20 protein-coding genes and 1 tRNA gene are annotated in these 26,406 nt (G+C 70.1%); 13 read left to right on the top strand and 8 right to left on the bottom strand.

From position 1 onward, the window contains the following. Positions 1–5 precede the first annotated feature (5 nt). From ACIBTU_RS15710 to ACIBTU_RS15740, 7 genes are all read left to right on the top strand, one after another. Positions 6–467, top strand: coding sequence for a PaaI family thioesterase (locus ACIBTU_RS15710; protein WP_399126674.1), 462 nt, complete (start codon positions 6–8; stop codon positions 465–467). A gap of 103 nt (positions 468–570) precedes the next feature. Further along, positions 571–1,209, top strand: coding sequence for a hypothetical protein (locus tag ACIBTU_RS15715; RefSeq protein WP_399126675.1), 639 nt, complete (start codon positions 571–573; stop codon positions 1,207–1,209). 424 nt (positions 1,210–1,633) lie between these two features. Beyond that, positions 1,634–2,857 carry a branched-chain amino acid ABC transporter substrate-binding protein gene (locus ACIBTU_RS15720; RefSeq protein ID WP_399127010.1) on the top strand — a complete coding sequence of 408 codons (1,224 nt, stop codon included), beginning with the start codon at positions 1,634–1,636 and terminating at the stop codon, positions 2,855–2,857. A 163-nt stretch (positions 2,858–3,020) separates the two neighbouring features. After that, positions 3,021–3,947 carry a branched-chain amino acid ABC transporter permease gene (locus tag ACIBTU_RS15725; RefSeq protein ID WP_399126676.1) on the top strand — a complete coding sequence of 309 codons (927 nt, stop codon included), beginning with the start codon at positions 3,021–3,023 and terminating at the stop codon, positions 3,945–3,947. A gap of 5 nt (positions 3,948–3,952) precedes the next feature. After that, positions 3,953–5,743: a branched-chain amino acid ABC transporter permease gene (locus ACIBTU_RS15730; protein WP_399126678.1), complete on the top strand. Its 1,791-nt coding sequence runs from the start codon at positions 3,953–3,955 to the stop codon at positions 5,741–5,743. Between the two features lie 80 nt (positions 5,744–5,823). Beyond that, the gene (locus ACIBTU_RS15735; protein WP_399127011.1) at positions 5,824–6,642 is read left to right on the top strand and encodes an ABC transporter ATP-binding protein; all 819 of its coding nucleotides are present in this window, start codon (positions 5,824–5,826) and stop codon (positions 6,640–6,642) included. Then, a complete protein-coding gene (locus ACIBTU_RS15740; RefSeq protein ID WP_399126679.1) occupies positions 6,639–7,355 on the top strand; it encodes an ABC transporter ATP-binding protein in 717 nt (238 codons plus the stop codon). The genes ACIBTU_RS15735 and ACIBTU_RS15740 overlap by 4 nt, the downstream gene beginning before the upstream one ends. A 70-nt stretch (positions 7,356–7,425) precedes the next feature. On the opposite strand, the gene ACIBTU_RS15745 is transcribed toward ACIBTU_RS15740, so the two are convergent. Continuing rightward, positions 7,426–8,082 carry an ANTAR domain-containing response regulator gene (locus ACIBTU_RS15745; protein WP_399126680.1) on the bottom strand — a complete coding sequence of 219 codons (657 nt, stop codon included), beginning with the start codon at positions 8,080–8,082 and terminating at the stop codon, positions 7,426–7,428. Positions 8,083–8,187: 105 nt separating this feature from the next. Here ACIBTU_RS15745 and ACIBTU_RS15750 point away from each other — a divergent pair. Then, a tRNA-Leu gene (locus ACIBTU_RS15750) sits at positions 8,188–8,262 on the top strand. 106 nt (positions 8,263–8,368) lie between these two features. Continuing rightward, positions 8,369–9,139 carry a transcriptional regulator gene (locus ACIBTU_RS15755; protein WP_399126681.1) on the top strand — a complete coding sequence of 257 codons (771 nt, stop codon included), beginning with the start codon at positions 8,369–8,371 and terminating at the stop codon, positions 9,137–9,139. An 8-nt stretch (positions 9,140–9,147) separates the two neighbouring features. Here ACIBTU_RS15755 and pyk read toward each other — a convergent pair whose 3' ends face one another. Beyond that, complete coding sequence (pyk, locus tag ACIBTU_RS15760; protein ID WP_399126682.1) at positions 9,148–10,584, bottom strand: pyruvate kinase; 1,437 nt, start codon at positions 10,582–10,584, stop codon at positions 9,148–9,150. 248 nt (positions 10,585–10,832) lie between these two features. On the opposite strand from pyk, the gene ACIBTU_RS15765 reads away from it, so the two are divergent. Then, positions 10,833–12,647, top strand: a complete 1,815-nt coding sequence (locus tag ACIBTU_RS15765; RefSeq protein ID WP_399126683.1) for a bifunctional metallophosphatase/5'-nucleotidase — start codon at positions 10,833–10,835, stop codon at positions 12,645–12,647. A 25-nt stretch (positions 12,648–12,672) separates the two neighbouring features. Here the strand turns inward: ACIBTU_RS15765 and ACIBTU_RS15770 are convergent, their stop codons facing one another. The 3 genes from ACIBTU_RS15770 to pepN all read right to left on the bottom strand — a co-directional run bounded on the left by ACIBTU_RS15770 (position 12,673) and on the right by pepN (position 18,388). Next, positions 12,673–14,130 carry a lysine N(6)-hydroxylase/L-ornithine N(5)-oxygenase family protein gene (locus ACIBTU_RS15770; RefSeq protein WP_399126684.1) on the bottom strand — a complete coding sequence of 486 codons (1,458 nt, stop codon included), beginning with the start codon at positions 14,128–14,130 and terminating at the stop codon, positions 12,673–12,675. Beyond that, positions 14,127–15,527, bottom strand: coding sequence for a pyridoxal phosphate-dependent decarboxylase family protein (locus ACIBTU_RS15775; RefSeq protein ID WP_399126685.1), 1,401 nt, complete (start codon positions 15,525–15,527; stop codon positions 14,127–14,129). Before ACIBTU_RS15775 ends, ACIBTU_RS15770 begins: the two co-directional genes overlap by 4 nt. A gap of 368 nt (positions 15,528–15,895) precedes the next feature. Continuing rightward, entirely contained in the window at positions 15,896–18,388 is a 2,493-nt protein-coding gene (gene pepN, locus ACIBTU_RS15780; protein WP_399126686.1) for an aminopeptidase N, read from the bottom strand. Between the two features lie 86 nt (positions 18,389–18,474). Here pepN and ACIBTU_RS15785 point away from each other — a divergent pair, with 86 nt between their 5' ends. After that, on the top strand, positions 18,475–18,678 hold the full coding sequence (locus ACIBTU_RS15785; protein WP_399126687.1) for a hypothetical protein: 204 nt from the start codon (positions 18,475–18,477) through the stop codon (positions 18,676–18,678). A gap of 25 nt (positions 18,679–18,703) precedes the next feature. Here the strand turns inward: ACIBTU_RS15785 and ACIBTU_RS15790 are convergent, their stop codons facing one another. Both ACIBTU_RS15790 and ACIBTU_RS15795 read right to left on the bottom strand, forming a co-directional pair. After that, the gene (locus ACIBTU_RS15790; RefSeq protein ID WP_399126689.1) at positions 18,704–19,036 is read right to left on the bottom strand and encodes a chorismate mutase; all 333 of its coding nucleotides are present in this window, start codon (positions 19,034–19,036) and stop codon (positions 18,704–18,706) included. A gap of 6 nt (positions 19,037–19,042) precedes the next feature. Continuing rightward, positions 19,043–19,930: a helix-turn-helix domain-containing protein gene (locus ACIBTU_RS15795; RefSeq protein ID WP_399126690.1), complete on the bottom strand. Its 888-nt coding sequence runs from the start codon at positions 19,928–19,930 to the stop codon at positions 19,043–19,045. 137 nt (positions 19,931–20,067) lie between these two features. Here ACIBTU_RS15795 and ACIBTU_RS15800 point away from each other — a divergent pair, with 137 nt between their 5' ends. Then, positions 20,068–21,816: a beta-galactosidase gene (locus ACIBTU_RS15800; protein ID WP_399127012.1), complete on the top strand. Its 1,749-nt coding sequence runs from the start codon at positions 20,068–20,070 to the stop codon at positions 21,814–21,816. 97 nt (positions 21,817–21,913) lie between these two features. On the opposite strand, the gene ACIBTU_RS15805 is transcribed toward ACIBTU_RS15800, so the two are convergent. Next, positions 21,914–25,021: an endo-alpha-N-acetylgalactosaminidase family protein gene (locus tag ACIBTU_RS15805; protein WP_399126691.1), complete on the bottom strand. Its 3,108-nt coding sequence runs from the start codon at positions 25,019–25,021 to the stop codon at positions 21,914–21,916. A 386-nt stretch (positions 25,022–25,407) separates the two neighbouring features. Between ACIBTU_RS15805 and ACIBTU_RS15810 the strand changes: the two genes are divergently transcribed. Beyond that, entirely contained in the window at positions 25,408–26,298 is an 891-nt protein-coding gene (locus ACIBTU_RS15810) for a hypothetical protein (protein ID WP_399126692.1), read from the top strand. Positions 26,299–26,406: the final 108 nt, after the last annotated feature.

Raw genomic sequence — 26,406 nt, forward strand, 5'->3', positions numbered from 1 at the left:
GCCCCATGGGCGAGCAGCACAGCGTGAAGTTCCCGCAAGAGGTCATCGACGAGTACGCCGCGCTCGGCGTGGACCTGCCCGCCCTGTTCTCGGCCGGGGACCTCGGCAGGCGCATGGGCATCGACATCAAGGAAGCCTCCGCGGACCGGGTCCTCGCCACGATGCCCGTCGCCGGCAACACCCAGCCCTACGGCCTGCTCCACGGCGGCGCCTCCGCCGTCCTCGCCGAGACCCTCGGCTCCGTCGGCTCCATGCTGCACGGCGGCTCCGGCAAGATCGCCGTCGGCGTCGACCTGAACTGCACGCACCACCGCAGCGCCCGCTCCGGCCTGGTCACGGGCGTGGCGACGCCGGTCCACCGGGGCCGCACGACCGCCACGTACGAGGTCGTCATCACGGACGAACAGGACCGCCGCGTCTGCACGGCCCGCCTGACCTGCATCCTCAAGGACGCCCCGACCCAGTAGTCAGGGCAGCACCTCGGGGCGCGGAGCCGTGACATCGGCGGCTCCGCGCCCCGAGGGGTTCCCACCCGTTGGCGGAGCCAACGCCTCCGGCTTACCGTCAACCATGACCGGCATCGGCCCCGTCGAACCAGTCGAGCCTCCAGCACCCCGAGGCCCCCACCACCTTCCGCCCGAACCCGGAGAAACGCTCGGCGCCGGCAACCCCGACCGCCGCACCCCCGCGGAGCACTGGGCCGCGCTCGAGCCCCGCACCCGCCGCACCGTCACGGCCGCCCTCGCCCTCGCCGGAGCCGTCACCGCCCTGCTCCTCCTGCGCCCGCCGCCCTCCGATCCGGCCGCGTCGTCCCCGTACCCCACCCAGACGACGAACCTGCACTACCAAGGCCCGGGCCCGGCGAAGAACACGTACCGGTTCCTGCTCCGCGTCGACACCGGCAGCCCCGTCACCGTCAGCCGACTGCGCCTGCCCTTCGCCGAGTTCGCCACCCGCACGACCCCGCGACTGCCACTGACGGTGAGCGCCGGCGACACCGCGCCGCTCACCGTGGAGATCCGCGTACGGCACTGCGCACGGCCCCCGCGCACGATCGATCTCCCCCATCTCGACCTGACCCTGCGCAACCAACGCGCCCTGCAGCAGCACAGCTTCCTGTTCGGCGGCGCCTTCCCGCACGCTCTCGCACGGCAGTTGAGCGCAGCGTGCCCGGCCGGCCACCCCGGAACAGACCCCGCCCGACGGTGACACACCGTTACATCTGTCGAAACACAGCAATGCACCGCAACACGAACACCGCACCCTGCCCACAGAACACCCACCACCAGCACCCCCACCCCCGCCGGAGCACCAGGTAAGGACCAAGATCCATTCAAGTTCCTTAGCGGAACAGGGCGTTCTCAACCACCGACCCCACCCGCAAGGCGCCCGAAAAGGTCCGATCATCCCTCCTGCTCCTCCTCATCACCACCCCGGCATAACAAGAGCGTCACAGCCTCTCCCACCCAGTGCCCCACTCCCCCACCTGCGCTTATAGTCACGGCCAGTCACCGCGCCGCCGGGCGCGTCACTTGCACGGCCCCTGTACCACCCCAGTACGGCCCGGCGAGACACACGGCCCCCGACCACGCGGGCCGCGCCAGGGAGAGGAATGATCGTGCGACACCGTTCTTTGCTCATACTCACCACAGTGCTCACCACCGGAGCACTGACCCTCACCGCCTGCGGTTCCCGCGACGAAGGCGGCGCCAAGGGCGGCGACAGCGGCGGCACCACACTGACCATCGGTGTCGACGCCCCTCTCTCCGGCGAGAACTCCACGACCGGCCTCGGCATCCAGTACGGCGCCCAGATCGCCATCGACGACGCCAACAAGAAGAAGACCGTCGACGGCGTCACCTTCAAGCTGAAGGCCCTCGACGACAAGGCCCAGCCCGCCACCGGCCAGCAGAACGCCACCGCGCTCGTCGGCGACAAGTCCGTCGTCGGCGCCGTCGGCCCGCTGAACTCCGGCGTCGCCCAGTCGATGCAGCAGGTCTTCTCCTCCGCCAACATGGTGCAGATCTCGCCGTCCAACACCGACCCCTCCCTCACCCAGGGCAAGGACTGGCAGGGCGGCACGAAGAAGCGCGCCTACAAGACGTACTTCCGCACCGCCACCACCGACGCCCTCCAGGGCGGCTTCGCGGCCGACTACGCCTACAACACGCTCAAGAAGAAGAAGGCCTTCGTCGTCGACGACAAGCAGACCTACGGCGCCGGCCTCGCCAAGATCTTCAAGGAGCAGTTCGTCAAGGCGGGCGGCAAGGCCGTCGGCACCGACCACATCAACACCGGCGACAAGGACTTCGCCTCCCTCGTCTCCCGGATCAAGGCCGCCAAGGCCGACATCGTCTACTACGGCGGTCAGTACGACGAGTCCCAGCTGATCACCAAGCAGCTCAAGGAAGCCGGCGTCAAGATCCCGCTGTTCGGCGGTGACGGCATGTTCGCCACCACCTACATCGAGACCGCCGGCAAGGCCGCCGAGGGCGACCTCTCCACCTCCGTCGGCGTCCCCGTCGACACCCTGCCCGCCGCCAAGACCTTCGTCGAGACCTACAAGGCCAAGGGCTACAAGGGCGACTACGGCGCCTACGGCGGCTACTCCTACGACGCCACCACCGCCATCATCAACGCGGTCAAGGCCGTCAAGGAGGCCAACGGCGGCAAGCTGCCCTCCGGCGACGAGCTGCGCTCCAAGGTCGTCGACGCCGTCCAGAAGTCCAACTTCGACGGCATCACCGGCAAGGTCGCCTTCGACGAGTTCGGCGACACCACGAACAAGCAGCTGACCGTGTACCAGGTCGAGAAGGGTGCCTGGAAGGCCGTCAAGACCGGCACCTACGAAGGCTGACCCACGTCGGCCCACCCTCGTGAGCCGGCCCCGGCCGGCTGAACCACGACCCCAGCACCACCACGGGCCGCGCGGCAGGACGACCCCGACCGCGCGGCCCGTTCTCACACCCACCCAGCACCCCATGGGTGCACACGACCACCAGCGACATGGAGGCCATGCGGTGAACACCCTGCCGCAGCAGCTGGCCAACGGGCTGCTCCTCGGCTCGATGTACGGGCTCATCGCCATCGGCTACACGATGGTGTACGGCATCGTCCAGCTCATCAACTTCGCGCACGGCGAGATATTCATGACCGGAGCGTTCGGCGCGCTCACGATGTCCCTGATCCTTCCCACCGGCACCTCGATGTGGATCCTGCTCCCCGCCATGCTGATCGGAGGCGGCCTCGTCGCCATCCTGATCGCAGTCGGAGCGGAACGATTCGCCTACAGACCCCTGCGCGGAGCCCCCCGACTGGCACCCCTCATCACCGCCATCGGCCTCTCCCTCGCCCTCCAGGAAGCGGTCCGCAACTTCTACCCGAAGGCCGACCGCCCCCGCACCTTCCCCGACCTCGGCGGCTCCCACGACCTCGGCAGCATCACCATCCGGGACGGCGACCTCTTCCTCATCATCGCCGCCGCCCTCTGCATGACCGGACTCGCCCTCTTCGTCCGCCGCAGCCGCACCGGCCGCGCCATGCAGGCCACCGCCCAGGACCCGGACACCGCCCAGCTCATGGGCATCGACACGAACCGCATCATCGTGATCGCCTTCGCCATCGGCGGCTTCTTCGCCGCCGTCGCCGCGATCGCCTACGGGTTCAAGTACGGCTCCATCGACTACCGCATGGGCTTCCTCATGGGCCTCAAGGCCTTCACCGCGGCCGTCCTCGGCGGCATCGGCAACATCTACGGCGCCATGCTCGGCGGACTCGTCCTCGGCATCGCCGAGACCCTCGCCTCCGCCTACATCGACGGCATCCCCGGCATGCAGCAGCTCGGCGGCTCCACCTGGGCCAACGTCTGGGCCTTCGGCCTCCTCATCCTCGTCCTCCTCTTCAGGCCCCAAGGCCTGCTGGGCGAACGCGTCGCGGACAGGGCGTGACCACCATGACGGACACCACCATGAACAAGACGGACGCCCCCACCCGCGGGCTCCTCCCCCTGCCGGCCACCGCGGCCCGCGCCCTCGTCCTCGCCGGCGGCATCGCCACCACGGCCTCCGCCTTCCTCGCCTGGACCTGGACCGCCGAATTCCCCGGTGACCTCACCATCACCGGCTACCCCGGCGGCCTGCAGTGGCTCACCCTCGTCGGCGGCATCCTCGTCGCCCTCACCGCCCTCGGCCACTACGGCGTCCCCGGACTCCGCGCCCTCGGCCACAACGGCAACAACGCACCCGCCGCACTCGCCGCACTCGGCGCCTTCGGCACCACCTGGTTCACCGTCATCGCCATCGCCGCCAAACTCGGCGGCCTCGCCAACCTCGAACCCGGTGGCTGGATCGCAGCCGTCGCCTCCCTGCTGCCCCTCCTCGGCGCCTTCGCCCTCCCCCAACCCGGAGCCGGCACCCACAGCGCCAAGGACACCTTCCGCAGCTACCTCGCCAAACCCGACCACCTCACCCGCATCGCGCTCCCCAGCCCCTGGATCCAGCGCCTGCTCATCACCGCCGCCACCATCGTCGGCCTCGCCGTCTTCACCTACGGCATCGACACCGAGTACGGCGAGCTGTTCATCGGCTTCCTCATCGTCACCGTCTTCGCCATCTGGGCCCTCCACACCGCAGGCCTGCTCGACGTGTTCTCCCGGCTCACCGCCAAGAACCGCCCGTTCACGCTCGCCATGGGCTTCGCCGCCGCGATCGCCTTCCCCTTCACCCAGACCGACGACCACTACGCCAACATCGGCGTCAACATCCTCATCTTCGGCACCGTCGCCCTCGGCCTCAACATCGTCGTCGGCCTCGCCGGACTCCTCGACCTCGGCTACGTCGCCTTCCTCGGCGTCGGCGCCTACACCGCCGCCCTCGTCTCCGGCTCCGAGTTCTCCACCTTCTCCGGCGTCCAGTTCCCCTTCTGGGCCGCCGCCCTCACCGGCGCCGCCGCATCCCTCGTCTTCGGCGTCCTCATCGGCGCCCCGACCCTGCGACTGCGCGGCGACTACCTCGCCATCGTCACCCTCGGCTTCGGTGAGATCTTCCGCATCGCCGTCAACAACATGGACGGCGACTCCGGCCCCGACCTCACCAACGGCCCCAACGGCATCCCCTCCATCCCCGACCTCAACCTCCTCGGCATCGACTTCAGCCAGAGCCACGAGATCGCCGGATTCACCCTGGGCCGCTTCGCCAACTACTACCTGCTCATGGTCCTGATCATGGCCATCGTCGTCCTCGTCTACACCCGCGCCGCCGACTCCCGCATCGGCCGCAGCTGGGTCGCCATCCGCGAGGACGAGACCGCCGCCACCGCCATGGGCATCAACGGCTTCCGCGTCAAACTCGTCGCGTTCGCCCTCGGCGCCTCCCTCGCCGGACTCGCCGGCACCGTCAGCGCCCACGTCACCTACAGCGTCGTCCCGAACCCCTACCAGTTCGCCGGATCGACCCCGCCCAACTCGGCGTTCCTCCTCGCCGCCGTCGTCCTCGGCGGCATGGGCACCGTCGCGGGCCCCCTCCTCGGCGCAGCCCTCCTCTACCTCCTGCCCGAGAAGCTCGTCTTCCTCCAGGACAAGTCACTCCTCGCCTTCGGCCTGGCCCTCGTCCTGCTCATGCGCTTCCGCCCCGAGGGCATCATCGCCAACCGCCGCCGCCAACTCGAATTCCACGAGACCGGCCAACTCGACGTACCGGAACAACGGCTGCCCGACGAACCGGCCACCACCAAGGCGGGGGCGTGACCACCGTGACCACACAGAACACGCAGAAGGCGCAGACCGCACCGACCGCGCAGACCGTCCTCGAAGCCCGTGACGTCACCATGCGCTTCGGCGGCCTCACCGCCGTCCGCAGCGTCGACCTCACCGTCCGCGAAGGCGAGATCGTCGGCCTCATCGGCCCCAACGGCGCCGGCAAGACCACCTTCTTCAACTGCCTCACCGGCCTCTACGTCCCCACCGAGGGCACAGTCGCCTACAAAGGCACCGTCCTGCCACCCAAGCCCCACCTCGTCACCCAGGCCGGCATCGCCCGCACCTTCCAGAACATCCGGCTCTTCGCCAACATGACCGTCCTGGAAAACGTGCTCGTCGGCCGCCACACCCGCACCAAAGAAGGCCTCTGGTCCGCCCTCCTGCGCGGCCCCGGCTTCAAGAAAGCCGAACGCGCCAGCGAAGAACGCGCCATGGAACTCCTCGAGTTCATCGGCCTCGAGCACAAACGCGACCACCTCGCCCGCAACCTCCCCTACGGCGAACAACGCAAGCTCGAGATCGCCCGCGCCCTCGCCAGCGACCCCGGACTCCTCCTCCTCGACGAGCCCACCGCCGGCATGAACCCGCAGGAGACCCGCGCCACCGAAGAACTCGTCTTCGCCATCCGCGACAAGGGCATCGCCGTCCTCGTCATCGAGCACGACATGCGCTTCATCTTCAACCTCTGCGACCGCGTCGCCGTCCTCGTCCAGGGCGAAAAGCTCGTCGAAGGCACCAGCGAAGTCGTCCAGGGAGACGAACGCGTCGTCGCCGCCTACCTCGGCACCCCCTTCGAGGGCGCCCCCGAGGACACCGCACTCGCAGAAGTCCAGGCCGCCGAAGCACAGGCCGCCACGGACAGCACCACAGAAGGAGACAACCAGTGACCGCGCTGCTGGAAGTCGAAGACCTCCACGTCGCCTACGGCAAGATCGAAGCCGTCAAGGGCATCTCCTTCAGCGTCGAAGAAGGCCAGGTCGTCACCCTCATCGGCACCAACGGCGCCGGCAAGACCACGACCCTGCGCACCCTCTCCGGCCTCCTCAAGCCCTCCAGCGGAAAAATCACCTTCGCCGGACAGCCCCTCACCTCCGTCCCCGCACACAAGATCGTGGCACTGGGCCTCGCCCACTCCCCCGAAGGACGCCACATCTTCCCCCGCCTCACCATCGCCGAGAACCTCCAACTCGGCGCCTTCCTCCGGAAGGACAACGCGGGCATCGAAAAAGACATGCAACGCGCCTACGAGCTCTTCCCGATCCTCGGCGAACGACGCAAGCAGGCCGCGGGCACCCTCTCCGGCGGCGAACAGCAGATGCTCGCCATGGGCCGCGCCCTCATGTCCCAGCCCAAACTGCTCATGCTCGACGAACCCTCCATGGGCCTCTCCCCGATCATGATGCAGAAGATCATGGCCACCATCTCCGAGCTCAAGACCCAGGGCACCACCATCCTCCTGGTCGAGCAGAACGCCCAGGCGGCCCTCTCCCTGGCCGACCACGGCCACGTCATGGAGGTCGGCTCCATCGTCCTCTCCGGCACCGGCCAGGACCTCCTCCACGACGAGTCCGTCCGCAAGGCCTACCTCGGCGAGGACTGACCCACACACGGCGAAGGCCCGCACCCCCATCATCCCGGGGTGCGGGCCTTCGTCACGTACGTCTACGAAGTCAGCCCTTGGCCGCCTTCTTCTCCTCGGCGTCCTCGATGACCGCCTCCGCGACCTGCTGCATCGAAAGCCGCCGGTCCATCGACGTCTTCTGAATCCACCGGAACGCCGCCGGCTCGGTCAGCCCGTACTGCGTCTGCAGCACCGACTTCGCCCGGTCCACCAGCTTCCGCGTCTCCAACCGCTGCGTGAGGTCCGCGACCTCCTTCTCCAGCGTCTTCAACTCCGTGAACCGCGACACCGCCATCTCGATCGCCGGCACGACATCGCTCTTGCTGAACGGCTTCACCAGGTACGCCATCGCACCCGCGTCCCGCGCCCGCTCCACGAGGTCGCGCTGCGAGAACGCCGTCAGCATCAGCACCGGAGCGATCGACTCCTCGGCGATCTTCTCCGCCGCGCTGATCCCGTCCAGCTTCGGCATCTTCACGTCCAGGATCACCAGATCCGGCTTGTGCTCGCGGGCCAGCTCGACGGCCTGCTCACCGTCACCGGCCTCACCCACGACGGTGTAGCCCTCTTCCTCGAGCATCTCTTTCAGGTCGAGGCGGATCAGGGCCTCGTCCTCGGCGATGACGACGCGCGTCGTCAGCGGCGGCACGTGCGACTGGTCGTCGTCGACAGCGTCGACAGGCTGGGGCGACTCGGGGGCGGTCACGGGGCGCTCCTTGGTTGAGCGGGGCGGGGGTAGTGCTCCCAAGAGCCTACCTAGCTGCGATATGGTGGTGTGCCGAGGGGGTGCCCGTTCCCCTTACTTTCTAAGGCCCCAGTACTCCAACTGGTTAGAGAGGCCGCTCTCAAACAGCGGACAGTGTGGGTTCGAATCCCACCTGGGGCACTTTTCCTAAGATTCCAAGGTCAGCGCCTGATAGCGGATGCTCACGTTCTCGTGAACATCCGCTTTTTGCTGCGCGGTGAGGCCTCCGCTCACTCAGAGTGCCCGTATGTACGACATGGACACACGGAAACGGGCACTCGCACTCGTTGCACAGGGCCGCAGCCTGAACTCGGTGAGCAAGGAGACCGGCGTCTCCCGGGCCGCCATCCGCGCCTGGCAGACACGCATCGACCCGTTACCCCTCATGCGGATCCAAGCCGAACCCTGCGTCCGCTGCGGACCCGAGCCCGAGCCGCCGACTGACCCAGCGGCGTACAGCTACCTGCTGGGCCTCTACCTCGGCGACGGCTGCATCAGCGCCGGCGCGCGCCCCGGATACTTCCTCCGGATCGCCTGTGCCAACGTCTATCCGGGCCTCATCGACCAGTGCACCACCGCCATGCGCGCCATCAACCCGAGCGGCAAGTCCGCCCGCGTGCAGGCCGTTGGATACGTCTCGGTCGTCGGCTACAGCCGACACTGGCCCTGCCTCTTCCCTCAGCACGGCCCTGGCATGAAGCACACCCGCGAGATCATGCTCCAGCCCTGGCAACAGGGGATCGTCGAAGCGCACCCCTGGGAGTTCATCCGGGGCCTCATCCACTCCGACGGGTGCCGGATCACCAACTGGACCGAGAAGATCATCGGCGGCGAGCGCAAGCGGTACGAGTACCCGAGGTACTTCTTCACCAACAAGTCCGATTGCATCCGAGACCTGTACACCGGCGTGCTGGACCAGCTCTGCGTCGGCTGGAAGCAAGCAGGGCGCTACAACATCTCCGTGGCCCGGAAGGCCGATGCCGCTCTGCTCGACGTCCATGTGGGGCCCAAATACTGAGCGCAGTGTTATTTGGGGCTGTCGTCCTCGCCGATGTGGTGGACGCGGACGAGGTTGGTGGAGCCGGGGACGCCGGGTGGGGAGCCGGCGGTGATGACGACGGTGTCGCCCTTGGCGCAGCGGCCGATTTTGAGGAGTTCTTCGTCGACCTGGGCGACCATGGCGTCGGTGGAGTCGACGTGGGGGCCGAGGAAGGTTTCGACGCCCCAGGTGAGGTTGAGTTGGGAGCGGGTGGCGGGGTCGGGGGTGAAGGCGAGGAGGGGGATGGGTGAGCGGTAGCGGGAGAGGCGTCGGACGGTGTCGCCGGACTGGGTGAAGGCGACGAGGAGTTTGGCGCCGAGGAAGTCGCCCATTTCGGCGGCGGCACGGGCGACGGCTCCGCCTTGGGTGCGGGGTTTGTTGCGTTCGGTGAGGGGTGGGAGGCCCTTGGCGAGGATGTCTTCTTCGGCGGCTTCGACGATGCGTCCCATGGTGGCGACGGTTTCGACGGGGTATTTGCCGACGCTGGTCTCGCCGGAGAGCATGACGGCGTCGGTGCCGTCGATGACGGCGTTGGCGACGTCGCTGGCTTCGGCGCGGGTGGGGCGGGAGTTGTCGATCATCGAGTCGAGCATCTGGGTGGCGACGATGACGGGTTTGGCGTTGCGTTTGGCGAGTTTGATGGCGCGCTTCTGGACGATCGGGACTTGTTCGAGGGGCATTTCGACGCCGAGGTCGCCGCGGGCGACCATGATGCCGTCGAATGCGGCGACGATGTCTTCGATGTTCTCGACGGCTTGGGGTTTTTCGATTTTGGCGATGACGGGGAGGCGGCGGCCTTCCTCGTTCATGATGCGGTGGACGTCTTCGATGTCGCGGCCGGTGCGGACGAAGGAGAGGGCGATGATGTCGGCGCCGGTGCGCAGGGCCCAGCGGAGGTCTGCTTCGTCTTTTTCGCTGAGTGCGGGGACGGAGACGGCGACGCCGGGGAGGTTGAGGCCTTTGTGGTCGGAGACCATGCCGCCTTCGATGACGGTGGTGTGGACGCGGGGGCCGTCGACGCGGGTGACTTCGAGGGTGACTTTGCCGTCGTCGACGAGGATGCGTTCGCCGGGGGTGACATCGGCGGCGAGGCCGTCGTAGGTGGTGCCGCAGGTCTGGCGGTCGCCCTCGACTCCTCGTTCGACGGTGATGGTGAACTGGTCGCCGCGTTCAAGGAGTACGGGTCCTTCGCTGAAGCGGCCGAGGCGGATCTTCGGGCCTTGAAGGTCGGCGAGGACGCCGACGCTGCGGCGGGTCTCGTCGGAGGCCTTTCGCACGCGCTGGTAGCGCTCCTCGTGTTCGGCGTAGGTGCCGTGGCTGAGGTTGAAGCGGGCTACGTCCATGCCGGCTTCGACGAGTGCCTTGATCTGGTCGTACGAGTCGGTGGCGGGGCCCAGGGTGCAGACGATTTTTGCTCGGCGCATGGTTCGAGCCTAGGGCTTACCGGTGGGTAGAGATTTGGTGCGACATGACGACTCAACAAGCTTTACCTGAAGGACTGTTGACAAGTCTTGTATCTGTGCGCGCGGCTGCTCTGATGAGCGGGTGTGGGGGGTGGGTCGGCTGCTGGTCATCGGATCGAAATGTGCGGGGGGTGTTGCGTGTTGGGGTTCCTGGTCCAGAATCTACGCGCGTCACCACTGTCGTTCGTCCGTAGGTCAGGAGCCCGTCCATGTCGTTGAACCGCAGATCCTTCCTGGGCAAGTCCGCCGCGACCGGTGCGGGTGTCGCGCTGGCCGGTGGTGTCGTGGCGCCGTCGGCGGAGGCGGCCGCGGCCGCTCCGGGGCGCGGGAAGCCGGGGAAGCGGTACGCGTTCACGGTGATGGGCACGACGGATCTGCACGGTCATGTCTTCAACTGGGACTACTACAAGGACGCCGAGTACAAGGACGCGGCGGGCAACGCGCGGGGCCTGTCCCGGATCTCGACGCTGGTGTCGCGGATCCGTGAGGAGGAGGGGCGCGGGAACACGCTGCTGATCGACGCGGGTGACACGATCCAGGGCACTCCGCTGACGTACTACTTCGCGCGCGTGGATCCGATCACGGCGGCGAACGGTCCGGTGCATCCGATGGCGCAGGCGATGAACGCGATCGGGTACGACGCGGCGGCGCTCGGCAACCACGAGTTCAACTACGGCATCGACACGCTGCGCAAGTTCGAGTCGCAGCTGCGTTTTCCGCTGCTGGGGGCGAACGCGGTGGACGCGAGGACGGAGAAGCCGGCGTTCGCCCCGTACGTGATGAAGACGCTGCGTACGCCGCACGGCAAGGACGTGAAGGTGGCGATCCTGGGGCTGACGAACCCGGGGATCGCGATCTGGGACAAGGCGTACGTGCAGGGGAAGCTGAAGTTCCCGGGTCTGGAGGAGCAGGCGGCGAAGTGGGTGCCGAAGCTGCGGTCGATGGGTGCGGACGTGGTGGTCGTGTCGGCGCACTCGGGTGCGTCGGGGACGTCGTCGTGGGGTGACCAGCTGCCGTACGTGGAGAACGCGGCGGCGCGGGTGGCGGCGAAGGTGCCGGGGATCGACGCGATTCTGGTGGGGCACGCGCATGTGGAGATCGAGCAGCAGGTGGTGACGAACGAGGAGACGGGCCGGCCGGTCGTGCTGGCGGAGCCGCTGTGTTACGCGGAGCGGCTCGCGCGGTTCGACTTCGAGCTGGAGTGGGTGAAGGGGCGCTGGACGGTGGCGTCGGTGACCTCGAAGCTCCTGAACTCGAACACGGTGCCGGACGATCCGGAGATCACGGAGCTGCTGGCGGCGCAGCACGCGCTGGTGGTGAAGTACGTGAATCAGGTGGTGGGTTCGGCGAAGGTCGAGCTGACGACGGTGGACGCGCGGTACAAGGACGCGGCGATCATCGATCTGATCAACAAGGTGCAGGCCGATGTGGTGACGGAGGCGTTGAAGTCGACGGAGTACGCGTCGTTGCCGGTGCTGTCGCAGGCGTCGCCGTTCTCGCGGACGTCGGCGATTCCGGCGGGTGAGGTGACGATCCGGGATCTGTCGAGCCTGTACGTGTATGACAACACGCTGGTGGCGAAGGTGATGACGGGTGCGCAGATGCGGGCGTACCTGGAGTTCTCGGCGGAGTACTTCGTGCAGACGGCGCCGGATGCGCCGGTGGACGTGGAGAAGCTGACGAACGCGGGGAACCGGCCTGACTACAACTACGACTATGTGTCGGGTCTGTCGTACGACATCGACATCGCGCAGCCGGCCGGTTCGCGGATCAAGAACCTGAAGTTCGGCGGTAAGGATCTGGACGACGCGGCGCGGTTCGTGTTCGCGGTGAACAACTACCGGGCGAACGGCGGTGGTGCGTTCCCGCATGTGGCGAACGCCCAGGAGTTGTGGTCGGAGTCGACGGAGATCCGTACGCGGATCGCGGAGTGGGTGACGGCGAAGGGTGTGCTGGATCCGGTGGACTTCGCGTCGGTGGACTGGCGGCTGACGCGGGCGGGGACGCCGGTGTTCGCCCAGTAGTCACGGCTGGTGGTGGCGGCCGGGGTCAGCCTCGGTCGAGGTCGTCCTGAAGTTCTACGAGAGCGCGCTCTCCGGGTCCGGTGTTCTGGTCCTGGGGGGCGCGTTCGTCGTGGGGGGTGAGGCCGAAGGTGGTGAAGGCGGTGCGGCGGGGCTGGGGGTAGGGGTCCTTGCCGGTGAGGCTGTTGAGGATGGTGGCGCTGCGCCAGGCGGCGAGGCCGAGGTCGGGGGCGCCGACTCCGTGGGTGTGGCGTTCGGCGTTCTGTACGTAGACGCGGCCGTCGGCGCCTTGGACGGTGTCGTCGAGGACGAGGCGGAACTGGTCGTCGATGCGGGGGCGGCCGGAGCTGTCGCGTCGGATGTGGGGGTCGAGGCCGGACAGGATGCGGCCGAGGGGGCGTTCCTTGTAGCCGGTGGCGAGGACGACGGCGTCGGTGGTGAGGCGGCTGCGGACGCCTTGTTCCTGGTGTTCGAGGTGGAGTTCGATGCGCTGGTCGGCGAGGCGGCCGGCGGTGCGGACGCCGATGCCGGGGGTGAGGGTGACGTCGGGCCAGCCGCCGTGGAGGGTGCGCTGGTAGAGCTCTTCGTGGATGGCGGCGATGGTGTCGGCGTCGATGCCCTTGTGGAGCTGCCACTGGGCGGGGACTAGTCCGTCGCGTACGGGTTCGGGCAGGGCGTGGAAGTAGCGGGTGTAGTCGGGGGTGAAGTGTTCGAGGCCGAGTTTGCTGTATTCCATGGGGGCGAAGGCCTGGGTGCGGGCGAGCCAGTGGAGGTTCTCGCGGCCGGTGGGGCGGCGGCGCAGGAGGTCGAGGAAGATCTCGGCGCCGGACTGGCCGCTGCCGATGACGGTGACGTGGTCGGCGGCGAGGAGGCGTTCGCGGTGGGTGAGGTAGTCGGCGGAGTGGATCACGGGGACGGCGGGGGCGTCGGCGAGGGGTTTGAGGGGGGCGGGGACGAAGGGTTCGGTGCCGATGCCGAGGGCGATGTTGCGGGTGTAGGTGCGGCCGAGGGCTTCGGCTTCGCCGTGGGTGTCGAGTTGGGTGAAGTCGACTTCGAACAGGGCGCGTTCGGGGTTCCAGCGGACGGCGTCGACCTGGTGACCGTAGTGGAGTCCGGGGAGGTTCTCACTGACCCAGCGGCAGTAGGCGTCGTACTCGGCGCGCTGGATGTGGAAGCGCTCGGCGAAGTAGAAGGGGAAGAGGCGTTCGCGGGTCTTGAGGTAGTTGAGGAAGGACCAGGGGCTGGCGGGGTCGGCGAGGGTGACGAGGTCGGCGAGGAAGGGGACCTGGAGGGTGGCTCCGTCGATGAGGAGGCCGGGGTGCCAGTGGAAGGCGGGGCGCTGTTCGTAGAAGACGGTGTCGAGTTCGGTGAGGGGGTGGGCGAGGGCGGCGAGGGAGAGGTTGAAGGGGCCGATGCCGATGCCGACGAGGTCGCGGGGTGCGTCGGTGGGGGTGTGTGGGGGCTGCGGTGCGGGCGCGGCAGTCATCGGGGGGTGTGTCCTTCCACCAGTTTCAGGAGCGCGGCGAGGTCGCCGGGGTCGGTGTGCGGGTTGAGGAGGGTGGCTTTGAGCCAGAGGTGGCCGTCGATGCGGGCGCGGCCGAGGACGGCGCGGCCTTCGGTGAGCAGGCTGCGGCGGATGTCGGCGATGTCGTCGTCGCTCGCGCCGGTGGGGCGGAAGAGGACGGTGGTGAGGGTGGGGGTGTCGTAGAGGTCGAGGCCGGGGTGGAGGTCGACGAGGCGGGCCAGGTGGTGGGCGAGGGCGATGACCTGGTCGACGAGGGCGGCGATGCCGGTGCGGCCGAGGGCTTTGAGGGTGACGGCGATCTTGAGGATGTCGGGGCGGCGGGTGGTGCGCAGGGAGCGGCCGAGGAGGTCGGGGAGTCCGGCTTCGGTGTCGTCGTCGGCGTTGAGGTAGTCGGCCTGGTGGGTGAGGGGGGCGAGGTCGGTGGGCCGGCGTACGGCGAGGAGTCCGGCGGCGACGGGTTGCCAGCCCAGTTTGTGCAGGTCGAGGGTGACGGTGTGGGCGCGGGCGAGGCCGGTCAGTTTGGCGCGGTGGCGGGGGCTGAGGAGGAGGCCCGCGCCGTAGGCGGCGTCGATGTGGAGGCGGGCGCCGTGGGCGGTGCAGCGGTCGGCGATCTCGGGGAGGGGGTCGATGAGGCCGGCGTCGGTGGTGCCGGCGGTGGCGGCGACGAGGTGGGGGCCGGGGAGGTCGGTGAGGGCCTCGTCGAGGGTGGCGGGGTCGAGGGTGCCGTTGGGGGTGGGCAGCACGATCGGTTCGGGCAGGCCGAGGAGCCAGACGGCGCGGGTGAGGCTGTGGTGGGCGTTGGCGCCGGTGATGAGTTGGACGGGGCGGGTGGTGCGGGTGGTCTCGCGGGCGAGGAGGACGGCGAGTTGGTTGGCTTCGGTGCCGCCGGTGGTGACGAGGGCGTCCGGGGCGGTGCCGGTGTCGGTCTCGGTGTCCGGGTAGACCTCGCGGGCGAGGGCGCTGGTGATGAGGGTTTCGAGGGTGGAGGCGGCGGGGGCCTGGTCCCAGGAGTCCATGGAGGGGTTGAGGGCGCTCGCGGCGAGGTCGGCGGCGGTGGCGACGGCGAGGGGCGGGCAGTGGAGGTGGGCCGCGCACAGGGGGTCGGCGGGGTCGGCGGCGCCTTCGGTGAGGGCGGTGACGAGGGTGCGCAGGGCGGTCTCGGCGCCGGTGCCGTGTTCGGGGAGCGGGTCGCCGGCCGCCTCTTCGACGCGGGCGGCGACCGTTTCGGGGCCGCCGGGTGGGAGGGGGCCTCCGCGGTTCGCTCCGCCGGTGCGCAGGGCGTCCAGGACGGTGTCGAGCAGGGGCCGCAGGGCGTCGGGGCCGTCTGTGCCTCCGGCCAGGGGCGGCAAGGTGCGCATGCGGGGCCCTTCGGGGACTGGGCGGTCATGTGGGTGCGGCCAGTCTTCGACGGGGCGGGAGCGTGCTCGGGGTGATCACGTGAAGTGGACCCGAAAGGGGGACGGGTGGGGGGTTTTGAGGGGCGGGTGTTGTATAGGGGGCTGGCGGTTTCGTTGCCGGGTGCGGGTTTCGTCGTGGCTGGTCGCGCAGTTCCCCGCGCCCCTGAAGGCGCACTTCGTGCGCCCCAGGGGCGGCGCACCTGGCGGCGGCGGTCGGTAGAAATCAAGCCCCTCCGGCGATTGAGGAGCGGGGGCCGGGGCGGAGCCCCTGGGGGTGCGTCAGGCTCCGGGCGCGAACTATGGCGCCGGACGCACCCCGTGCGGAGAGGTCAGGCGGCCCCGCGGACGCGTAGGGCGCGGGCCAGGTCGTCGAGTTGGTCGACGAGGCGGCGGCGCAGCGCGGGTGTCGGGTCGGACTCCGCGAGGCAGCGTTCGCCGAGGGCGAGGGTCTCGGGGGTGATCGCGGTGGAGGGGAACGCGTAGCGGCCGGCGGCTGCGGCGAGGGCGGCTCCGCGGCGTTCGGCGAGGGGGACGACGTCGGTGAAGTAGCGGGCGACGTAGCCGCGCAGCAGGTCGTTCTGTTCGGGTTGCCAGAAGCCCTGGGCGGTGGCGGCGAACAGGTAGTTGGACAGTTCGCGTGCGGGGTCGTCGGTGAACAGGGCGTCCCAGGCGGCGGCCTTGGCCTGCGGGTCGGGCAGCGCGGCGTGGCAGCGGGCGGCGCCCTCCTGGCCGGTGGCGCTGGGGTCGTGGGCGAGTTCGGCCTCGATGACGGCGTCGTCGACGGCGCCGAGGACGCTCATGCGGCCGAGGATGCGCCAGCGCAGTTCGGGGTCGAGTTCGGGTCCGCCGGGGACGCTGCCGCTGTCGTACCAGCCGCGGATGACGTCGGCGTGCTGGGCGGCGTCGATGAGGTGGCGGACGGCGGTGAGGCGCAGGCCGGGGCGGTCTCCGTCCTCGGTGCGGCGGACGATGTCCTCGCACAGGGAGGTGAGGAGGGTGAGGGCTTCGGGGCGCTGTTCGGGGGTGCTGTAGTGGTCGGCGACCTGGTGGTGGGCGAAGGAGAGGACGCCCTGGACGAGGGCGAGGTCGGTCTCCTCGGGGAGGTGGGCCTCGGCGGCGTGGAGGTAGGTGACGGCGTCGAGTTGTCCGTCGCGGACCATGTCGCTCAGCGCGTTCCACAGGACGGCGCGGGTGAGCGGGTCGGGGATGCCGGAGAGGCCGCGCAGGGCGGCTTCCTCGGAGGCGGGGTCGAGGCGGATCTTGGCGTAGGTGAGGTCCTGGTCGTTGGGGACGATCAGGGCGGGGCGGGGGCCGCGGAAGGTGACGGGGTCGCCGGGTACGTCGACGTCGACGCGTTCGCGCAGGACGAGGGTGCGGCCGTCGGCGGGGTCGCGGTCGTAGAGGCCGACGGCGATGCGGTGGGGGCGGCTGCCGGTGCGGTCGACGGTGAGGGTCCAGTTGTCCTCGGCCTCGGTGACGCGGGGGGTGAGGGTGTCGACGCCGGTGGTGCGGAGCCAGGCGTCGGCCCAGGCGTGGACGTCGCGGTCGGTGTGGTGGGCGAGGGAGTCGATGAAGTCGGCGAGGGTGGCGTTGGCGAACTTGTGGCGTTCGAAGTGGGTGTTGATGCCGGCGAGGAAGTCCTTCTCGCCGAGCCAGTTGACGAGTTGGCGCAGGGCGGAGGCGCCCTTGGCGTAGGAGATGCCGTCGAAGTTGAGGAGGGCGGAGGCGGTGTCCTCGACGGCTTCGGGGGCGACGGGGTGGGTGGAGGGGCGCTGGTCGGCCTCGTAGCCCCAGTTCTTGCGGGAGATGCCGAAGTCGACCCAGGTGTCGGTGAAGCGGGTGGCTTCGGTGAGGGTCTGGTAGCCCATGTACTCGGCGAAGGACTCGTTGAGCCAGATGTCGTCCCACCACTGGAGGGTGACGAGGTCGCCGAACCACATGTGGGCCATCTCGTGGGCGATGACCATGGCGCGGGTCTGGCGTTCGGTGTCGGTGACGGCGGAGCGGTAGACGAACTCGTCGCGGAAGGTGACGAGTCCGGGGTTCTCCATGGCGCCGGCGTTGAACTCGGGGACGAAGGCCTGGTCGTAGGAGTCGAAGGGGTAGGGCTCGGCGAACTTCTCGTGGTAGCGGTCGAAGCACGCGCGGGTGATGTCGAGGAGTTCGTCGGCGTCGGCGTCGAGGTGGGGCGCGAGGGAGCGGCGGCAGTGGAGGCCGAAGGGCAGGCCGCGGTGTTCGGTGCGGACGGAGTGCCAGGGGCCGGCGGCCACGGCGACGAGGTAGGTCGACAGGAGCGAGGTGGTGGCGGCCTGCCACTTCCCCTCCCCCAGGTGCTCGGTGACGCTGTTGGCGAGGACGGTCCAGCCTTCGGGGGCGGTGACGGTGAGGTCGAAGACGGACTTGAGGTCGGGCTGGTCGAAGGCGGCGAAGACGCGTTGGACATCCTCCATGAACAGCTGGGTGTAGACGTAGGTCTCGCCGTCGGTGGGGTCGGTGAAGCGGTGCATGCCCTCGCCGGTGTGCGAGTAGCGCATGGCGGCGTCGACGCGGAGCTCGTGCTCGCCGGCGGTGAGGCCGGTGAGGGGCAGGCGGTTGCCGTCGAGGGCGGCGGGGTCCAGGGCCTTGCCGTCGAGGGTGGCGGAGCGCAGCTCGGCGGGTTTGAGCTCGACGAAGGTGTCTCCCGCGGTGCGTGTGGTGAAGCGGATCGCGGTGCGGGAGTCGAAGGTGTCGGGGCCGCGGGTGAGGTCGAGGTCCACGGTGTACCGCTGGACCTCGATGAGCCGGGCGCGGGTCTGCGCTTCGTCGCGCGTCAGTACGGGCATGAGGGTCATCGTGCCCGATGGCTGCGGCGCCGGGACAGGGTGTGCGCGGCCGAGTACCGTGAGGGCCCTGGTCGTGAGGGGGCGCGATGGACAGGCGTGGCGAACGGGCGGGGCGGCATCCGGTGGCGCCTCGGGTGACGGGGTTGCCGTACCGGCGGCGCTCTGCGGGGCGCATGGTCCTGTGGGGCTGCGGCGCGGTGGTGGTCCTGCTCGCCCTGGCCGCGATCACCGTGCTGGTGCTGTACGCGTGGACCATGGGGGAGAACCACCACCGGATGTTCGGGGACTGAGCCGCCCCGCCAGGTCACCCCCGGGTCACTTCTTGGTGCCCTCGGCGATCTGCTCGTGGTGGCGGATGACCTCGCTGATGATGAAGTTCAGGAACTTCTCGGCGAACGCGGGGTCGAGTTTCGCGTTCTCGGCGAGTTGGCGCAGGCGTTCGATCTGGCGGGCCTCGCGGGCCGGGTCGGCGGGCGGCAGGGCGTGCTCGGCCTTGAGGTGGCCGACCTGCTGGGTGGCCTTGAAGCGTTCGGCGAGCATGTGGACGACGGCGGCGTCGATGTTGTCGATGCTGTCGCGCAGGCGGCCGAGCTGGGCGCGGACGGCGGGGTCGACTTCCGTCTGGGGTGCGGGGTCGCTGGTGGTCATGGGAGGTCAGCCTACGTGGAGCATCGGCGGGTGGTCGGGGTCGGGGATCTTGTCGGACCAGCCGCCGGGGACGGCGCGGCCCTGTTGTTCGCGGAAGCGGACGGGTGCGGTGCCGACGCGGCGGGTGAAGAGGCGGGAGAAGTAGGCGGGGTCGTCGTAGCCGACGCGGCGGGCGACGGCGGCGACGGGGAGTTCGGTGGCGGCGAGGAGTTCCTTGGCGCGGCCGAGGCGGATGCCGAGGAGGTAGTCCTTGGGGCTGCAGCCGGCGCCGCGGCGGACGGCGGTGCGCAGTTCGGCGGGGGTCATGCCGTGGCGGGCGGCGTGTTCGGCGACGGAGAGGGGCTGGAAGGCGTCGCGGGCGAGGGCCTGGAGGACGGGGTCGCCGTCGGGGGCGACGTCGGCGCGGGCGCGGCGCAGGGCGACGAGGAGTTCGTGGACGGCGGCGCCGGTCTCGACTTCGAGGAGGGGGTTGCCGCGGCGGGCGGCGCGGGCGATGCGGCCGACGGCGGCTCGGGCTGCGGCGGCGTCGGCGAGGGGGACGAGGGGGCGGTCGGGTTCTATGTAGCCGAGTTCGGTGTAGGTGGCGGCGGCGGGTCCGGTGAAGTCGACGAAGCACTCGTCCCAGCCGCTGTCGGGGTCGGCGCCGTAGTGGTGCGGGACGCCGGGGGTGAGCCAGATGAGGGCGGGGGCGGTGATGGTGGTGCGGCGGCCGTCGGTGTTCTGGAACCAGCCGGTGCCGGCGGTGATGACGACGGCGACGTGGTGGTCGAGGGTGCGGGGTCCGACGGTGGGCAGGAGGCCGTGCTGGAGTCCGACGCCGAGGCAGACGAGGCCGAGGCGGTGGTGGGCCGGGCTGGGTGTGAAGTAGCGCATCCAGGTGTGATATGTGGACATGTGTCCCCTCCTGTGGTGTTTCGCGCGCCTGGGTCGTGACCGCGTAGCCCCGTCCAACACCAGCCGATCTTTGTCCATGGACCCCGTTGCCCGCCAGAGGTGATGGTGGCCGCCTGTACGTGAGCGAGAGGGACCTGATGACCGAGTTCAGGGTGGGCGAGGACGACTTCGAGGTGGACGGTCGGCCGGTGCGGCTGCTGTCGGGGGCTCTGCACTACTTCCGGGTGCACGAGGAGCAGTGGGGGCACCGGCTGCGGATGCTGAAGGCGATGGGCCTGAACTGTGTGGAGACGTACGTTCCGTGGAATCTGCACGCGCCGCGTGCGGGTGAGGTGCGGGACGTGGCGGCGGTGGGCCGTTTCCTGGACGCCGCGCGGGAGGCGGGTCTGTGGGTGATCGCACGGCCGGGTCCCTACATCTGCGCGGAGTGGGAGAACGGGGGGCTGCCGCACTGGGTGACGGGCCGGGTGGGGGCGCGGCTGCGGTCGCGGGACGCGGAGTTCCTGTCGCTGGTGGAGGACTGGTTCCGGGTGCTGTTGCCGCAGATCACGGAGCGGCAGATCGACCGGGGCGGCCCGGTGATCATGGTGCAGGTGGAGAACGAGTACGGCAGTTTCGGCTCGGACGCGGTGTATCTGCGGGCGCTGGCGGATCTGCTGCTCGAACTCGGGGTGACGGTGCCGCTGTTCACGTCGGACGGGCCCGAGGACCACATGCTGACGGGCGGGTCGGTGCCGGGGATCCTGGCGACGGCGAACTTCGGCTCGCAGGCGCGCGAGGGCTTCGCGACGCTGCGCAGGCACCGTCCGTCGGGGCCGTTGATGTGCATGGAGTTCTGGTGCGGCTGGTTCGACCACTGGGGCGCGGAGCATGTCGTACGGGATGCGGGGGACGCTGCGGACGCGCTGCGGGAGATCCTGGAGTGCGGGGCGTCGGTGAACCTGTACATGGCGCACGGGGGGACGAGTTTCGGCGGCTGGGCGGGGGCGAACCGCGGGGGCGGGGCGCTGCACGACGGGGTGCTTGAGCCGGATGTGACCTCGTACGACTATGACGCGCCGATCGACGAGTTCGGGCGGCCGACGGAGAAGTTCTGGCTGTTCCGGGAGATCCTCGGCAAGTACGCGGAGGGTCCGCTGCCGGAGGTGCCGGAGCAGCCGGCGGGGCTCGCGGCGCCGGTGACGGCGGAGCTGACGGCGTTCACGGCGCTGGACGGGGTGCTGGAGGCGCTGGGCGGGCCGGAGTCGCGGTGGGCGACGCCGCCGTCGTTCGAGGAGCTGGACGTGGACCGGGGTCTGGTGCGGTACGCGGTGACGGTGCCGGGGCCGCGCGGCGGGCTGCCGCTGCGGGCGAACGGGCTGCGGGACCTCGCGGTCGTGGAGGTCGACGGGGAGCGGGTCGGGGTCCTCACGGAGGCGGAACCGGAGCTGCCGGTCCCGGTCGCGGGGCACGCGCGCGTGGAGCTGTGGGTGGAGTCCCTGGGGCGGGTCAACTACGGGCCGCGCACGGGTGAGCTCAAGGGCCTGACGGGCGGGCTGCTGCACGAGCGGCAGTATCTGCACGGGGTGACGGCGCGGGCGCTGCGCCTGGACGCGTTCACCGCGGAGGCGGTGGCGGGGCTGCCGTCCGGGGAGCCGGAGGAGGGGCGGCGCGGGCTGTTCCGGGGCGGGTTCGAGGTGACGGGCCCGGGGGACGCGGCGCTGGAACTGCCGGGCTGGGCGCGGGGGTTCGTGTGGGTCAACGGGTTCTGTCTGGGCCGTTACTGGCCGGCGGCCGGTCCGCAGGAGTCGCTGTACGTGCCGGGGCCGGTGCTGCGGGCGGGCGCGAACGAGGTGTGGGTGCTGGAGACGGACCGCTCGGGTCCGCCGCAGGTGCGCTTGTCCTGACGCTCCTGTTCTGACACTCCTGTCCTGACACCTCGAGGCGTGTGGAAGGGCCGGTCCCGGATCGCGGGGCCGGCCCTTCCTCTGGTGTCCGGGTGGGTCAGTCGAGCTCGGTCACGGTGAACCGGTCGATGACGACCGCGCCGCCGTCGGAGGCGTTCGAGGTCAGGCCCACCCACGCGTCGCCCTGGTCGGGCGCCGTGAACTCGTAGGCGAACTCGGCGGTGCCCTCGGTGGTCTTCGCGAGGGCGTCGGAGCGCAGGGTCCGTGCGGCCGGTTCGTCGACCGCGGTGGTCCAGGTGGCGGTGGTCTCGCTCTGGTAGAGGAAGGCCACCTTGTAGCGCTTGCCGGGGGTGAAGGGGACGGTCGCCGGGATGGTGCGGTAGACGAGGCCGGTGCCGGTCAGGCGGGCCTTGAGGGACCAGGTGCCGGTGAGCACGTCGTCGGTCTTCGTGCCGTTCCAGCCGGCCTGGGTGTAGGGCGCGTGCTTCTCCGCGAGGTGAGCGCGGCTCGTGGAGGCGATGAACGGGAAGATGCCGTCGGGCACGGCCTCGAAGTCCTGGTGCACGAGCGTGCCGGGCAGGGTGGCCGGGAGCGTGGCGCGGGCGACGCGGACGTTGTCGAACGCCACGCGCGCGTGGCCGTCGGCGACCTTCAGGGCGAGGGTGACGTCGCCGCCCTGTTCGGGGACGGTGAAGTGGACGAACATGCGCTGGAAGCGGGTGTTCAGCTTCAGGTCGCAGGACTGCTTGTTGACGGCCGTGGACGACTCCATGACCACCTTGCGGGCGCCTTCGGAGGTGGCGATCTCCAGGGAGGCGGTGCGCCGCTCCCCCGCCGTGTCGCCGACGAGCGCCTGTACGGAGGCGACGTAGGTCTGTCCGGGGCGCAGGCCGCGCAGCTTCTGGCCGAGGGACGCGGCGGCGCCGTCGGTGCCCGCCCAGGCCTCGTACTGGCCGGTGGCGCTGCGTTCGACGGTGCAGGCGCCGGTGACGGTCCAGCCGTGCAGGGAACCGGAGTTGAAGCCGGGGTCGTGGACCGGGGTGCCCTCGCCCCACACCGGGTCGCGGTCCAGGTCGGCGCGGTCCTTGTAGAGGACGTACGGCTGGTCGGCGTCCGCCTTCAGGGTGACGGTGCCGTCGCCGGTGACGGGCACGTACGCGACGAAGACGCGGCCCTGGTCGGTGAGCCGGTACAGGGCGACACGGGTGCGGGCGGCGGCCCACGCGCGCGGGAGGCTCCAATCGGTGCTGCCGCCCCCGGGGTTGTAGTGGTAGAGCTTCTCGGGGTCGAGGGCGCGGCGCGGGTCCCAGGGCAGCAGGTAGGTGTCGCCGGTGAGGACGGTGCGGCCGTCGGTGGTGACGGTGCGGGTGCCGTCGGCGGAGGTGGTGACCTTGGTGCCGCCGGCGCCGAAGAAGGTGATCTCGTCGTCGGCCCAGGTCTTGATCGCTCGGGCCTGGAGGTACTTGACGGGCAGGGTGTGGGACCAGATGAGGCGGTAGAAGGCGGTCCAGTCGGTCTTGTTCTGCCAGGCCTCGAAGTCGCCGAGGCGGGCGGTGCCGAGGAGGGGGAACTTGTCGGCGAAGACGTCCTTCTGGTGGTGGCGCATGAAGCGGATCAGCCGGGAGTTGATGCCGCGCGAGGAGTCGCCTCCGTAGGTGACGTCGTTGGCCCAGTGCGCCCACAGGGCGGAGCGTTCGAGGCCGTGGCCCCATTCGGTGGTGACCTGCCAGCCCTGGTCGCGCAGGATGCGCTGGAAGCGGTCGCCGATCCAGCCGGAGTCGCGGAACACGTCGACGTACAGGGTGTCGAGCCCGTCGTCGACCTCGTCGCGCAGCTGCTTCAGGCGCTTCTCGGTGCCGCCGCTGATCAGGTCCCAGCGGTTGTTGATCCGGTAGCTCTGGTCCATCCACGCCCACTGCTTGTTCGTCTTGTCGACGAGCTGCTCGGAGAAGGCGCGGGCCTCGGGGTAGGACTCGGTGAAGTTGATGTGGACCGCGAAGTCGCTGTCCCACTTCTTGCCGGTGCGCACCAGGGTGTTGAGGTCGTCGAGGCCGCCGGCGCGCTCGTTGTAGTGGCCGCCGTAGTCGGGGTGGGCGGCGTCGTGGCCCTCGGACTGGTAGCCCTTGAGGAGGGTGAACTGGCGCAGGCCGTCGGTGGCGAGGTGGATGCGCTTGACGTGGTCGAGGGTGACGAGGAACGGATTGCCCGCGACGGAGCCGATGTTGTACGTGATGTGGGCGACGACGCGCTGGTACTGGCGGTCGGCGCCGAGCGGGGTGTGGGCGATGTCGCGGAAGGCGATCGCGGCGTCCTGCCAGTCGACGACGCCGTCGCCGTTGCGGTCCCCGGTGATGATCACCTTGGCCCAGGGCAGGGGTTCGGTGTCGTCGGCGGCGGCGGTGTCGGCGCGGTAGGTCCACTGGCCGTTGCCGATGCCGCCCTTGACGTAGCCGTCGCGCTGGACGACCTGACGCCAGAAGCGTCCGTTCTCCCAGCTCGCGCCGGGGGTCTTGGACGGGTAGTCGTAGCTGACGTTGTTCTCGACGGCGGCGCCGAGTTCATTCGTGTGGGCGACGGCGTAGGCGATGCCGGCGGCCGTCTCGTCGGGCCGGCTGTCAGTGGTGACTCGTACGGTGGCATCGCCGCTCTTGGCCTTGTCGATCTCGACGCGGGCCGTGGTGAGGGTGGCGCTGTCCTGCGTCGAGCGCACGCTGACCAGCTGCAGTCCGGGGATCTGCAGGGTGCGGACGCGCAGGGCGTCGGTGTCGTGGATCGCGGTGATGCGGAAGGTGACGGTCCACTCCTCGACGGTGATCTCGGCGTCGAGGCGGGGGCCTTCGTCGAGGGTGAGGGTGTAGGAGATCCGGTCGGCCTCGGTGCGGCTGGTGACACGGGGGGTGTACGGGGTGTTGTTGACGAGGAGTTGGGTGACCGCGTCCTCCTGGGCGTACAGGGTGCGGTCGGTGGCGCGGGCCGTGTACGAGGCGATCCGCGGGAAGGCGGTGCCGACGCGGACGGTGAGGGCAGCGGAGCGGATGACGGCCTCGGTGTCGGCGGCGACGGGCGCCGCCGTCGTCTCCAGACTGGCGGCCCGGGCGACGCCTCCCAGTCCGAGCGCGAGCCCCGCTCCCCCCACGGCCCCGACGGCCACGACCGCCCTGCGGCTGGGTCCCTGCTTTTGCGGCGGCTGGCCGGTGGGCGGCACGGTTGCCCTCCTTCTCACGACGTCTCGACGTGCCGCTCACGATGCGCCGGGGGGCGGGTGCGGGCCCATGGACAAAGAAGCGGAAGGACTTGGACTAATGGGTTCCGGGGTGCGCGCGGGTGGGGTCCCGGGGCGGGCGGTGGTGGGGGATGTGACGGTTGGCGGGGGTGGTGCGCTGGAGGAGTACGGCCCTGTGCCCGGTCCGTCCCCGTCCCCCCGTGGGCGGCGGGGTGCGGGTGTCCGCCGCCTCCGCCCCGCTCCCCCAGCGGGCGCGGGGGCGGACTCGCGTGCTGTTCCGGGGTGGTGGGGTCGCCGTACGCTGGAGTGGCCGGGCCCGGGGGCCGTCCCCGGGGGGACACGGCCCGGCGGCCCCAGGGGGTGCGCGCGTGGCGAACGGCGGGCCGGTGGTGCACGGCTATCCGCATCTGGAGACGGTGCGTTCGGCGATCACCGCGCTGTACCGGCGGCTGTCGTACGACACGGTGCACACGTTCGCGACGAGTGTCGCGCCCGTCGACGTGGCGTTCTGCGACACGGACGATCTGTATCTGGGGACGCAGCGGGTGGCGCGGGAGCTGGTGCGGCACTACCGGCTGCCGGACGCGCGGATGATCGTGAGCTTCCGGGAGATGCAGCACGCGGCGAGTGTCGAACTGGCGGCGGGGCCCGAGTACTTCATCGAGCTGAACGACCGGTTCCGTACACATCGGCGGGACATCGGGGCGGCGCTGGCCCACGAGATCATGCATGTGTATCTGCACCGGCTCGACCTCTCCTTCCCGGGGACGCGGGACAACGAGATCCTGACGGACACCGCGACGACGTACCTGGGGGCGGGCTGGCTGCTCCTGGACGCGTTCCGGGAGGACCGGGCGTCTTCGCAGAAGCTGGGCTATCTGACGCCGGAGGAGTTCGGGTACGTGCTGGCGAAGCGGTCGCTGGCGTTCGGCGAGGCGCCGGAGACGTGGTTCACGAGCCCGCAGGCGTACACGGCGTACACGGAGGGGCTGGCGCGGGCCCGACAGGATGCGCGGCAGCCTCCGCTGACGGCGGCCGGCTGGGCGGGCCGGCGCCGCTACGCCAAGGATCGCCGCGAGGCCCAGTCCCAGGGGACCGGGCCCTCGCCCTCCGCCTCGTACACGTTCTCGGCGGGCCCTCCGGGGTTGCGGGTGGCGTTCCCTTGCCCGACCTGTCATCAGCGGATCCGGGTGCCGGTGCGCGGGCGGGTGCGGGCGCGGTGTGGGTTGTGCCGCACGGTTCTGGAGTGCGACACGTAGGGGGTGAGGCGGTTCGTCGCGGGGTGCGGCTCCGGTGGGGGTTGGTCGCGCAGTTCCCCGCGCCCCTGGAGATGCGCACTTCGTGCGCTATCTCCACAGGCGGCGCTG

The sequence above is a fragment of the Streptomyces sp. NPDC050145 genome (assembly GCF_044460245.1).
In the GTDB taxonomy this organism is placed as follows: Bacteria; Actinomycetota; Actinomycetes; order Streptomycetales; family Streptomycetaceae; genus Streptomyces.

Bases quoted from the DNA above. Each gene is read 5' to 3' on its own strand.
- ACIBTU_RS15710 (WP_399126674.1), top strand. From the start codon at position 6: ATGGGCGAGCAGCACAGCGTGAAGTTCCCGCAAGAGGTCATCGACGAG.
- ACIBTU_RS15715 (WP_399126675.1), top strand. From the start codon at position 571: ATGACCGGCATCGGCCCCGTCGAACCAGTCGAGCCTCCAGCACCCCGA.
- ACIBTU_RS15730 (WP_399126678.1), top strand. From the start codon at position 3,953: ATGACGGACACCACCATGAACAAGACGGACGCCCCCACCCGCGGGCTC.
- ACIBTU_RS15735 (WP_399127011.1), top strand. From the start codon at position 5,824: ATGCGCTTCGGCGGCCTCACCGCCGTCCGCAGCGTCGACCTCACCGTC.
- ACIBTU_RS15755 (WP_399126681.1), top strand. From the start codon at position 8,369: ATGTACGACATGGACACACGGAAACGGGCACTCGCACTCGTTGCACAG.
- pyk (WP_399126682.1), bottom strand. From the start codon at position 10,584: ATGCGCCGAGCAAAAATCGTCTGCACCCTGGGCCCCGCCACCGACTCG.
- ACIBTU_RS15765 (WP_399126683.1), top strand. From the start codon at position 10,833: ATGTCGTTGAACCGCAGATCCTTCCTGGGCAAGTCCGCCGCGACCGGT.
- ACIBTU_RS15770 (WP_399126684.1), bottom strand. From the start codon at position 14,130: ATGACTGCCGCGCCCGCACCGCAGCCCCCACACACCCCCACCGACGCA.
- ACIBTU_RS15775 (WP_399126685.1), bottom strand. From the start codon at position 15,527: ATGCGCACCTTGCCGCCCCTGGCCGGAGGCACAGACGGCCCCGACGCC.
- pepN (WP_399126686.1), bottom strand. From the start codon at position 18,388: ATGCCCGTACTGACGCGCGACGAAGCGCAGACCCGCGCCCGGCTCATC.
- ACIBTU_RS15785 (WP_399126687.1), top strand. From the start codon at position 18,475: ATGGACAGGCGTGGCGAACGGGCGGGGCGGCATCCGGTGGCGCCTCGG.
- ACIBTU_RS15790 (WP_399126689.1), bottom strand. From the start codon at position 19,036: ATGACCACCAGCGACCCCGCACCCCAGACGGAAGTCGACCCCGCCGTC.
- ACIBTU_RS15795 (WP_399126690.1), bottom strand. From the start codon at position 19,930: ATGTCCACATATCACACCTGGATGCGCTACTTCACACCCAGCCCGGCC.
- ACIBTU_RS15800 (WP_399127012.1), top strand. From the start codon at position 20,068: ATGACCGAGTTCAGGGTGGGCGAGGACGACTTCGAGGTGGACGGTCGG.